This window comes from Parabacteroides acidifaciens (genome assembly GCF_003363715.1).
GTDB classification, from domain to species: Bacteria; Bacteroidota; Bacteroidia; order Bacteroidales; family Tannerellaceae; genus Parabacteroides; species Parabacteroides acidifaciens.
Genome location: NZ_QREV01000061.1, coordinates 1 through 12,582, shown reverse-complemented (window position 1 = coordinate 12,582; position 12,582 = coordinate 1). Strand labels below are relative to the sequence as shown.

At 41.0% G+C, this 12,582-nt stretch carries 7 protein-coding genes; all 7 read left to right on the top strand.

Going from position 1 to position 12,582, the window contains the following annotated elements; all coding sequences use genetic code 11:
- Positions 1–5 precede the first annotated feature (5 nt).
- Entirely contained in the window at positions 6–3,125 is a 3,120-nt protein-coding gene (locus DWU89_RS17840; RefSeq protein WP_115500987.1) for a fimbrial protein, read from the top strand.
- A 636-nt stretch (positions 3,126–3,761) separates the two neighbouring features.
- Positions 3,762–4,793 carry a hypothetical protein gene (locus DWU89_RS17830; protein WP_147292143.1) on the top strand — a complete coding sequence of 344 codons (1,032 nt, stop codon included), beginning with the start codon at positions 3,762–3,764 and terminating at the stop codon, positions 4,791–4,793.
- Positions 4,794–4,828: 35 nt separating this feature from the next.
- Entirely contained in the window at positions 4,829–6,238 is a 1,410-nt protein-coding gene (locus DWU89_RS17825; RefSeq protein ID WP_115500985.1) for a hypothetical protein, read from the top strand.
- Between the two features lie 16 nt (positions 6,239–6,254).
- The gene (locus DWU89_RS17820) at positions 6,255–9,113 is read left to right on the top strand and encodes a DUF4906 domain-containing protein (RefSeq protein WP_158543403.1); all 2,859 of its coding nucleotides are present in this window, start codon (positions 6,255–6,257) and stop codon (positions 9,111–9,113) included.
- A 315-nt stretch (positions 9,114–9,428) separates the two neighbouring features.
- The gene (locus tag DWU89_RS17815; protein ID WP_115500983.1) at positions 9,429–9,983 is read left to right on the top strand and encodes a DUF3575 domain-containing protein; all 555 of its coding nucleotides are present in this window, start codon (positions 9,429–9,431) and stop codon (positions 9,981–9,983) included.
- 8 nt (positions 9,984–9,991) lie between these two features.
- Positions 9,992–11,458, top strand: coding sequence for a DUF3868 domain-containing protein (locus tag DWU89_RS17810; RefSeq protein WP_115500982.1), 1,467 nt, complete (start codon positions 9,992–9,994; stop codon positions 11,456–11,458).
- Between the two features lie 117 nt (positions 11,459–11,575).
- Complete coding sequence (locus DWU89_RS17805; RefSeq protein WP_115500981.1) at positions 11,576–11,920, top strand: hypothetical protein; 345 nt, start codon at positions 11,576–11,578, stop codon at positions 11,918–11,920.
- Positions 11,921–12,582 lie beyond the last annotated feature (662 nt).

Here is a 12,582-nt window from a genome sequence, read left to right as displayed (position 1 = left end):
TGGATATGAAACGATATAAGAATTTATATATTATCACCTTCATTTTAGGCTTGTTTCTTTTTAATGCTTGTCAGGATGAAGATCTGATCAAGAAAGGTGGGCAGGTAGAGGAAGGAATCCCGGTTGTTGCGAAATTGTCTTTCGCATCGGAAGATAGAGGTAACAAAGTTGTAACGAAAAGTGCACTTTCCCCTACGGTCGAATATACTGTGCATGATATGTACGTTTATGTGTTTAGACTGCAAAACAATGCTTACGTGAAAGAATTCGGCTCCCTGTTTACCGGAAGCGAGCTTGGCATTACCTCTCAGAAAGGTGACAATGGTGGAACTACGGCTGGGGCTATCACGCTGAATATAACCTCGGGTGCGAAGAAGATTTTTGCTATCGCAAATGTAGGAGAAAGGACACAATATGAGCTGACAAAAGCATTGGAAGATGTTGAGACATTGAGCGATTTGGAAAAATTGGCCGTAGACTTGACCAGTCCTGAAGCTCCGGTAGACCGTGGTAGCGGCCGTTTTCTGATGAGCGGTTCTTTTGCCCCTGATGCAAATACGGCGACGGCTTCGTTGACGGGCGGGGATGTCTCAATCGACGGAGAAGGCCACCTTACGACTAACGGGAAAATTTATTTGATCCATCTGGACTCCCGTATGGACTTTAAAGTAAGGACATCTCCTAAAAGCGGAAAAAAGCCGAATGGAGAGACTACTCAATCAATCACATTCGTTCCTAAAGGATATCGTGTCGTTAATGTACCGGTTTCTTCTTATTTATTTGAAAGAACATATAGCGATGTAGTAGGAAGTACGCATGATGTTGTGGGCGATTCCGAGGAGGCAGATGCTGCTACCGGCTATCATGATACAAAAATAGACGGGGAGTATGTGAATTTCGATGAACAAACTTTTGATGGTGGCAATACCATTGGCGGTAACTTCTCTTTTTATATGTTTGAGAATCGTAAGCGGGCATTAAACGCAATTAACGATTATGCGGAGAGAGAAAGACAGTATAAGGATCCTAACAATGGTAGGAATGGCGATTATATCAATGCACATAAATATGCGACCTATGTTGAAATGATCGGTTCTTACTATGAAAAATACCTGGATGAATCAGGCGATCTTAAAGAGAAAACGGCAGAAGTGAAATATACCATTCATTTGGGATATGTACATGGCGCTTCTGACTTCAAGAGTGAACGTAATACCCAATATACCTATAATGTGACGATCAACGGTGTCGATAATATAGAATTGGAAGTAACATCTTCGAATGACGAAGAAACGGGAGTTATCGAAAACCAGCCCGGTGCGGAAGGTGATGTTGTGAAATCCAAACAATTCTATTATGTGGATGCCCATTATGTGGTTGACCGGATTGTGTTTAACAAAGATAACGTTTCCGAGGCGGCCTCTTTCCGCGTAAAGACACCGTTTGATGAGGATGGACGGGGTGATGATGCCAAAGATTATAAATGGGTTTGGTTTGTGAAAAACCAAAAAGTAAATAAAGGAGGGACTATTGTTACATATAGATATTCTGATTTGAAGCAACGGTCGTTATTGGATGGTAACGTATCGGGGTATTCAGCAACGGCAGTAACCGGACTTAGTAGTGGTTTTGAATCGCCTTTTGAAACCACGAAGAAGGTTGAAAAAAGCAATATAAGTAGATGGAGCTATTATTATGCTAACCGTCAAGAAATCGAGACCTCTGTCTCAGATAAATGGGAATATCCAAGCAGTGGCTACGTTGCATTCCCTCAAAATGCCGCGGAACGAATCAATATTAAAGACCTGATTGCGCTCTTGAAGGAAAAGAAAACAGAGACGGTTGGTGCTAATTCGTTATATGATTCTGATGGTAATGCAGCCTTTACAGTGTTTATTGATGAGTATTATTATTATACGAATCCGATCAATGGAGCATCTGTTCATTGGAGTAAATTTGTAAATGGCAATAGCCGGGAGATGCATATCCTCTGTGATACGGAATTTAGTTCTGACCACGAAAGTAGTATGACAACTTCCAACTTCCTGATCAGCCAGAAACCGATCAGAACATTTTATAGGACTGACCAAGCTACAGCCTGGGGTATCGAGTCTGTTAATGAGCAGGTACATAGTTCCGGGAAAAGTGATGGACGTTTGCCGATAGAAGGTTATACTGGAACGTTAGCGAATCGTTCCGGGTCAAATGGTCGGTACAATATGTATATGAATATAGGCTATGCAAATTCCGACTGGTCAAAATATATAGACCCGGCTACTAACTATTTGGTGAAGGTAAATAATTTAGCTTTATTGCAGCAAGCCTGTCTTCAGCGAAACCGAGATTTGAATGGTGATGGTAAAATTGAACATAATGAGGTTCGGTGGTATATGCCTGCTCTGAATCAGATGACCGGTCTGTTCTTGGGAAAAGATGCCCTTCCTTTGGATGTGCAACTCATGAAGAATGGGGTAACTGTTACGAGAGATGAATCGAAAGAGGATAGTGGAAATTATCGTGATTTCCATTATACGAACAGTAATAATGTTCAGTTCTGGGCAGAAGAGGGTGCTGCTACGGGATCTCAAGGTATGAATAACGGATTCTGGGATTATCGTTGTGTCCGTAACTTGGGAGTTCCTTATGAGTCAAATACTGCACCGAAAATAGATAACGAAGTAACGGATTATGCGCAAACACAGACGCTCAACGATGGAAACGTTTTGATTGATTTGTCGGCCGTAACGCCAAATGCCCTGCGTGCTATCACTGACGGAGGAGGATCTATTGCGATTACCGATGAATTAAGTGAATATAACAGGCCATATACTAAATTCATCGTTGCAAAGAACCTGACAACCCAAAAAATAACGAAAGCACAGGTTTATGCTAATAGCGTGGTTAATCCGTGCCCAAGCGGATGGCGTGTTCCAAACATGAGAGAGTTTACCATTATGAGGGCGTATAGCGGCTTTAATTTCAATTCCGTTATCTTCTCTCAGACAATGTCTTCTCTGAGCTATAAAAAAGCGAAACGGAATGTTTATCATACGTCAACAGATGGAACCATTACTTTGGGGGATGACAACGACGGGGTTGTTCGATGTGTAAAAGATGAAAAGTGATTTGAATCAAAAAAGGTAGAATCAGATATTCAGGGGCTGAACATTATTACTCTTTGTTCAGCCCCTTCGTGTTGGAACCGGTGAAGTGAACTTTACATCATCAGGAATTAGCGGGCGACAACGTCGCGGAAAACGATTGTGTTGTACACGCTTTTCAGATATTCGTTTACCGTTTCCTCTTTAAGAGGCAGATTGATCAGATAGGGGGGAGGCCACCGTATTTGCAGTATTTATCGTAACTCTCCGTATTGTCGTTGAGCTTGTGAAATTCTAAAAACTCAGGATACTTCTCTTTATAATGTTCTTAGGCTGCTTCATTTTGAGGAAAGTTTTAATTATACTTCAACTTTTTGGCCTTAAACCTCTCGTTTTAGCTGTGATTTTAAAGAATACCTCCTGTTTTGAGATTCCTGCCTCCGATTGTATGATATACATACCCTGTATGAGGTATTTTTATCATCACAGGAGGGTGTGTCTATCTATTTTTATTTTGACATAACTACCGTTTATTCTTGATTTTCATACCGCCGTCCGGATCGGTGGACCCGCCGTACCTTTGCAGTGTCAGGTTAAGGGTAATACCTGAACATTTAAGGGAAATTTTTTTAAGGGTTCACAAATTAAAGTATTGTAGTTATGAATTTCAAGGGTATCACATTAGCAGTTCTTTCTTTCGTATTAGTAGCAGTTTCTTGTTCAGTAGAAAACGACACCTACATGAATGATGTAAATAAGGAAATGGCAACAGTTTCCGATGAATATGCTTATGTAGCTTTTAATATGGGAATGCAGACAAAGAGTTCTGTCGCTGGACAGCAAACCTCTATCGCTGAGACTGAAACAATATCAAACGTAACATTCTTCTTATTTGAAAATGGTAAAGTCGTAGGTTCTGCTACAGCCGGCGAAGGAGATGCTTATCAGGCTACGCGAATTCTGACAAAAGCAAACGGATCCAAGAAAGTATTCGCTATCGTAAATTTATCAACAGAAACACAGAAAAGACTTTTAAGTTATTCTACGGAAAACGAAGTTCGTACAGCCGCCTTGGATGAAAGTGATATGAACGCATTGGTTAAGGTTGGCGAAGGCTCCGTAGAAGTTGTCGACGGTGTAGCAAGCACTCCTTCCAAATATAATGGCGAATATCCTACGGCAACAGCTTCTATTACTGTTAGCCAACGTACTGCCCGTATCGAAATAAGCAAACTGACTGTTTTCTATGCAGATGGTTGCACAAAATACCCGGTAACCCTTACAGGTATTAGCTTAAAGAACCAGAATCTGGCAGGCCAGGTAGAAGGAATCGCTTCTTCCGCTAACTACAATTCCGACAATACCCAAACAATCAATGAAACAAAAGAAATCTCTGATAAAACTGTTGAATTTGAAAGCGTATCTACAAAAACTTTTTATACCTTTGCCAACGAAACAAGTGTAGAAGACTCTAAAACAGCTTTAGTATTGCATTTTTCAATCAACGGTAAAGCATACGATCGTGAAATCAAGATCAAACACATTGATACCGAGAAAGTAGAAGCCGGTTATATTTACCGTTTGACAATAAACGCTAAAGTTCAGAGCAATGATGTAGAAAGCGCTGTTGAATGCCACATTCTGGATTGGAACTATAACGAAATCAATTTGGGTGATATCTATGCTAAATAATTGAAATAGAAACAGACAATAAATAATAGGGTAAAATGGAACGTATGAGAATTGAAGGTATCTTTCTGATGCTAATAGTTTCTTTGGCAACTTTTATAGGGTGCTGTGATGAAAAGGAAATTTCAGCTCCGACTGGTCCGGTTTCCATCTCATTTGCGATATCTTCTGCTTCCGAACAGACAAAATCCGGTGACGTAGAAGCCGCAACAGAAGATGAATTATTTGTATCCCGCTTTTATCTGGGCGTATATAACGCTGAAACGGGAGTGTTAATAACAAACTATATTTGTAGTGATGTATCTCGTGCAGACCAGAATTTGGAGATTACAAGTCCCGGTAATAGCAGTAATTTGTATACGGTAAAAAATCTCTCTGTCCCTATGAATGAGAAAGTGAGATTGTTGGCGATTGCAAATTATCCTGAGACTCTGAATTTGAATCAGTCATATTCTTTATTAGCAAACACTGTGGTAAAAGATGCTTCTTTGGCTACCTTGAACTTTGATCCTAAAAGTTTGATAAAAGTAGGTACTGCGGTTCATACTTTTACGGTGGAAGACCGGACTGAGAAGATCGATTTGGCTCAGCTTGCTGCTAAAGTCCATATAAAACTGATAATGGAAGAAGCTGCTCCGTCTGACCCTGTCTATAATATTCAGACAAGTACTGGAGACGATGTGCTGGCGTTAATCAATAAGATTATTAAACAAAACAATGGTTCCGTCAAAGAAGATGATTTTAATGAAAGTTCTTTGAAGGGGAAAATCGAGATTTGTCAAAATGGTACATCTCATGGTTTTGGTATTAGTAATGTGACGAATCATCAAGGAGGAGAAAAATGGATGGTTGTTAAGTGTGATTCCGTAAAAACTCGTACTGTTGAGAGTTGGAGGCTTGAGAATCATTCATTGGTCATCAATAATATTGCAATTTCAAGTCCTCTGGTTTTAGAGGGGGGCAATTCTGCGGCAGAAACAGGAAATCTGTTGCCACAGGCAACAGATATGATTGATATTTTTAAAGGAAATATAATCGAACTGACATTTTATACGTATCAGAAGAATACAAATGAACTGATAATGGTTATGCGGGGGGATTTGCAGAAAATAGAACAAGTAAGTTCATGCAAAAAGGTTAATGGCATTATTCATGGTAAGTGGAATACGTCCAGTGGTTGGGGACAAGGAGATGCTTTTGAAGCCGGTGCTGATCAGATCAATTTTCCGACTGACTGGTCGGATTGGGTACCGGGGACTTTTAGCGCAGTGCCTGGTACAGAAAACCGAATAAATAGACTTACTTATGAGATTCCGATTCAAACTGCGACAGGAATCTTAAGAGGTAACTATTATAACGTAACAGGTACGGTTAAACAGGCTATCAATAGCTTGTCAATCGATGTGAAAAGCTGGAGTGAGGACGATGTGCCGGTACATTTTAATTAAGGGGGAGGATATAGAAATGAGAAATAAATATTGGTTCGTATTATTGACTTTTATTTTAGGATTTGTTGCTTGTACGGAAGATCGCTTGGGAGATCAGGCGGATTTGCAAGATGGACTTAATCTGCTGTTGAGTGTGCCACAAAGTACGGTTGTGTCTCCTATGACAAAAGCAGGACAAGAAGATACTAAGATTGTTTCCGATCTGAATATTCTGATTTATAATAGTGGTGAGACAAATGTCTTGCCCATAAAATCATATTATTATACGACATCGGAGGAGATGAAAGGCTTATCGGCATCCAATACGTCGGCTAATCCGGTGACGTTCAATTTTCCCTTGTCTAACGGCTCTTATTCTGTTCGCGTAGTGGCAAATGCCGGTTCTGAGATGTCAGGCATGACATGTGGAGAGGTGGATACCAAGACTTTTGGTTATAAGAATGATGGCTCTATTTATATGGCAATGTATGGAAGTGACGATGTGACAGTCGCTAATGGCCGTGGAGGAGCCTCGATTTCTCTGGAACGTATATATGCAATGATAACCGTCCAAGTTCAAAAGAATCTGGCAACAGATATCGATATAACACCAACCCAAGTGGAATTGATACATGTTCCGGCTACAGGATGTTTGACGGGTACGAATGCGATTGGTACAAATTGTTTGTTAAAAGACGGTACAGGAGGATTTTTGAAAAGTGACTTAGCTGCTGACCATGCAACAGCTGTTCCCTTTTATATGTATGAAAATATGCAGCCGGAGGGTAAATGTTCATTGGTGGATGAATCTGGGAAAAAACTATCGGAGGCAACATCTCCTGCTCTTGGATATGATAAAACGCCAGCAAGTTTCTCAAAACCTATCAGCCAGAAGGAGATTATAGCTACGGACCAGGTTTCTTCTTATATCGAGGTGACGGCGAACTATAGTCGGGATAAGGCTCCACTTGGAACGATAAAATACCGGTTCTTTTTAGGGAAGAACGCGACTACTAATTTCGAGGTGCAGCGAAACCATCATTACAAAATAACGTTGATGCTGGGTGGACAAGGAGGAAAGGATGAAGTCTCTTGGCGTGTTGACGCAGATATGGAATATGAAATCAGTACTTCTGATATTTATATAGGTTATTTGGACAAATCGACCGGGACGGTGACTGTCACGACTAAGGATGGGAATTTGTTGAATTCCTTGCGATTAGAGAATGATAATAGTAATGGAATTACTTTGTCTGGACCTTATGGAACAGGGAATACCCGTACCTTTATAGCTACGGCTCAACAAACAAATTTAATGCAAGATGCCTACAAAACAGGTTCTTTTAAGATTACAGCTAATTTTAAAAATGGGACAACTAATAGTAAAACGGTAAAGGTCTCCCAAGTATCCCGTTTGGTTGATCCGATTGCCATTTATAAGAGAGCTGCGAATGTGGAGCCTGTAGATGTTGAGGTGAAAGAATATACGAGAGGAGATTTAGATTATCATATTTTGAAATCGGATGGACCGTGGAGTCTGAAGATCGAAAAAGGAGACTGGTTTACGCTTTCATCCGGTACTCGGAATATCAGTGGCGAGGGTCAGGTTCTGGAAAGTACAGAAAGTGGGGATGTCCGATTTACTTATACCCCCAATAGTCCAAATCCGGTGAATGATTATGATAGTAATGGTTCATATGCAGACTCTGATAAGGCCCGATATGGTGTGGTCCTGGTTAAATACCATAATAATAATTGCGAACATCGTATTTATTTGCGTCAAGGATATCATCCGACTACAATGTCGGGTTCTAATGTAGCCTGGTCGATGTTCAATTGTATCGGAAATGGCAGTTCCGATCGCAGAACTGGCGAGTTACCTACGCAAACCGGATATTTTTACCAGGCGGGAAATAATACCCGGTATCATCCTTATTCTCCGGGTTTTGGACAGTCTTATGGAGAGTCTTGGTGGAGTTGGAATAATGTGTCAGATTGGACAACAAATCAGAATACGCCTTGCCCGTCCGGGTATAAGTTGCCGACAAGTGGTGATTATTCCGGTATAGCGGAAAATAATAGTTTGTTGCAAGGATTTGTCCATGATGAAGATCCGGTTGCCGGTTGGACGCGGGGTAATGATGGAAAAATTTCTTTTAACAATGAAGAAGAAGGAATTCATTGCAATCCGGCAAAAGGGACTTTGATTGTTGATAGGAACTCTGGGGAAAGTCTCTTCTTCTCTTATGGGAAAGGGGTATTGACTTCACATAGTCGGTCTTATCTCGAACAAAAATCTCCTACTGATATTAATTTAGATGAGATTGGAGTGGGATTGAGAAGAGCAGGCAATGGTCAGTTAGTCTATCAATTAGGTGATGAGGCTGCCGATCGTTATGGGGCAATTTATTTGACTTCTACTAAGTCGAGTAATGGAGATGCTGTCACTTCACTCGATTTATGGTATGATATGACATCTCCTGAAAAGAATGGAAAGGTTCTTTATAATCCTTCCGGAAGTAAAGATGCCGGTTTTGTCCGCTGTGTAAGAGATGGAAGTAGCGGTTCCGGAGGTTCAGGTGGCGATATCGGAGGTGATGCTGAAGGTAAACCTGGGGGACAATATATATTGAGTCCTGTTAAGTGGGGTTATTCTGAAAGAAGAATAAATGTTTGGGCTGTTTATAATGGTAATCCGAGTAATTTGTTGGGGTTTTTTAATGTTAATCAAAATAATCAGTCTATTACTCAATTACTTAGTGATAAAATGGGTAATCCTCCGGTTACTATAGACAAAAGTATTACAGACGTGATGTTGGCTGATACGTTTTCTTCCGACAAATGTTTTTGTACTGTTTCAGAATTATATGGAAGTGGTGATAAAATCTTTAAGTAGATAAAATAACATAGAAATATCCTTATTAAAATTAGTTCTCTATCAAATGCGAATTTAGAAGAAATCGTATTTGGTAGAGAACAATTTGTTTCATATCGGTTCCCTTTAATCGGTATTTCTCTCTCTTCTTACTTTTTTCATCGGTATTTATATCATCTGGATAATTCTTGGTAGCTTTGCCCGCGAAACTTGAAAGGTGTACCTATTGCGAGTGGTAAAGACTTATTATATTTTTGTATCGGAATAAACAGTTTTATCACCATTGTTGTTTAATAATAGGATAGAAAAACAAAAGATAATTAAAAAATGAAGTGTATGAAAAAAGTACTTTTCCTCTTTTTGCTTCTGGCTGGCATGACTAATGTCTATGGGCAGAAGTTTGCGGTGAAGTCAAACTTGCTGTACGACGCTACTGCAACGATCAACCTCGGGGTTGAGATGGGATTGAGCAAGAAGTGGACACTGGACTTGTCCGGAAACTATAACGGATGGAAGTTCGGTGACGACACACGTTGGAAACACTGGATGATCCAACCTGAAGCCCGCTATTGGTTGTGCGAGAAGTTTAACGGTCATTTCTTTGGAGTTCATGCTCATTATGCCGATTATAATGTCGGCGGAATGAAATTCCTGAGTGATAATATGGAGAAAAATCGTTATCAAGGTAATCTCTACGGTGCCGGTCTGTCTTATGGTTACCAGTGGTTGTTGAGTAACCGTTGGAGTATGGAAGCTGTGATCGGTGTTGGTTGGGCGCATCTGGACTACGACAAATATCCGTGTGCCGTTTGTGGTGATAAAATTGCCGGAGATAAAGATTATTTCGGAGTGACGAAAGCTGCTCTTTCTATTATTTACTTTATTAAATAATCGGAGCTATGAAGAAGACAATAAAATTATATATGGCAGCCGCTTTGTTGGCTGTTATTTCGCCGGCTATCCTGGCTCAGGCCCCGGTAAAAGTAGTTTGTAACGAACTGAAACAACAAGGAAAAGAGTTGCTGATCGACGCTGTTATTACTGTAGACGGCAGCCAGATCAAGTCGCGCGAGAATCTTACGCTGACTCCTGTGCTGGAATCCGCTTCACAGAAAGAAGGTCTGCCATCCATCCTGTTGAACGGCCGGATCAGCCAGAAAGTGTATGACCGTGAGATTGCGTTGAATAACTTGCAGGACGAACCGCGTTTTTTGGTGGTACAGACCGGAAAGAGCGAAAGCGTGATTAACTATAAGATGACGATTCCTTTCGAATCATGGATGAAAGATGCCCGTTTCGTGCTGGTACCGAATATGTGCGGTTGCGGCAAGGAAGCGCAGGGCGAACCGCTGTTGATTGCCGATAAGGTCATGACACGTCCGGACAAACGCTATGAAGTGATGCCGACGCTGGCTTATATCTCTCCGGAAGCCGAAACAGTGAAACATCGCGCCGAAGTGGGTACCGCTTATTTGGATTTCCAGGTGGGACGATATGCTATTTTGCCTGATTTCCGTAACAATGCGGTCGAATTGGCTAAGATCGACAATACGATCAAGACTGTAGTGGATGATAAGAATATCACCTTGTCGGGTATCGTATTGAAAGGATATGCTTCACCCGAAGGTTCTTATAAATCCAATGCGGTGCTGGCTGAAAACCGTGTAAAAGCGTTGCGTGGTTATATTGAAAAGAAACATGATTTCAAATCGAGCTTCTTTAAGCTGGAAACTGTACCCGAGGATTGGGAAGGTTTCAAGGCTAAAGTGGAAGCCGATAATCAGGTGCCTGACCGTGATGCCGTTTTGGCTATTATCAATAGCGATAAAGACCCGGATAAGAAAGAAGCTGAATTGAGAGCTTTGAATGGCGGGGCTGCTTATCGTTATGTATTGGCCGGTATTTTCCCGTCTCTGCGCCGTTCCGAATACCGTGTTGATTATACGGTACGTGAATTTACGGTTGAAGAAGGCCGCGAGATTATCAAGACTCATCCGCAGCAGTTAAGTTTGAGTGAAATGTTTGCGGTTGCCAACAGTTACGAAATCGGTAGCAAGGATTATAATGACGTGTTCGAGATCGCTGTCCGTATGTATAGCGACGATCCGGTAGCCAATCTGAATGCCGCAAATATCGCTTTGTCAAAGAAAGATTTGAGCGCTGCACGTAATTACCTGGCAAAAGCGGGTAACAGTCCGGAAGCGATTCATGCACGTGGTGTGTTGAACCTGATGGAAGGCAACTTGAGTGAAGCCGGCAGATTGCTCGAACAGGCAAAAGCAGCCGGAGTGAAGGGTGCAGCTGCCAATTTGGACGAATTGCGCAAGAAAGAAGCCGATAATCAGCTCTTTGATAGCTTTGAGTAGTATAATTGATACTTTTACATCGCAGCGGTTGACTTATAAGCCTGTATCTTTGCGATATAATTATTGCATATAAAGAGATTGCGTATAAAAAAGATTGAGGACTTAATAAGTAAGATTATGGAACGTGTAGCAGATGTCGAAAAAGTTTTGATGAATGAGATAGACAACCAGGATGGTGTCTACTTATATCTCGAAGGTAATGCATGGTGCGCGTATGAACGTTCTGCTTATTATCTGGCAAGGTTAAATGTGCCGGTGGTACTACAGAAAGAGGTAATTCGCGACGGGTACGATGTAGTTTTGCTAAAAGCATTGTTCGCTGTAGATGATATGTGTTTGCCGCTGGCTCCTAAAACAGAGCTGAAAAAGGTGGCAGATGATAAATTACAGTTCCATGTATATGCCAATATTGATGGTTTTCCTGAATGGAAAGCTTCTCAATTAAATAGATTACCTGCATAAAAGGTATAAAGAGAACTTTATTAAACAGCCGTGAGGCTTGAATAAATACTAAGTTGTAAAATTGAGGGTGTATTTTGTCCCGAAGGCTGATCTTAGATCCCCTTCGGGACTTTTTTTGTACGGGATAGCTCACTTTTTCTTAGTTTTGGATCTTCTGCAAATTGAAAAATATACATTAACCCCCTGTTTCGACTGTTTTTCTATTTCATCCGAAATCTTGATCGATTTTGGATTGACTCTTTTCACGGTTTTAACCGGCTCGGCTGACAACAGAGAAAATGAAGTGCCGAGCTCATACCAAAAAGCCTACAATTTGATTACCGAAAGACGAAAACACCGGCAATGTGATAAACCTTAACTCCCGGAGAATCGATTATTTGCGAACAAAGACGGACAGCGTTCCAAATATCCCAAGGAAATTTTGGAGGCTTATTGCTGTGAGGTGCGCAGAAAATTACCTTGAAGTAACGCTTCATCGCTCTGAAGGTTGACTTCGCACTATATGAAGTCAACCTTCAGAGCAACAAAGTTCCGGATCAGAGCGATAAAGTCCCTCTTCATGGCGATAAGGTGCCAGATCATAGGAAAAAGCCCCTTTTTGATAGCAGAAAAGTAGATTAGCATTTGTTCGGTTTCGGATGTTTTTTTACCCTGAAAAACGC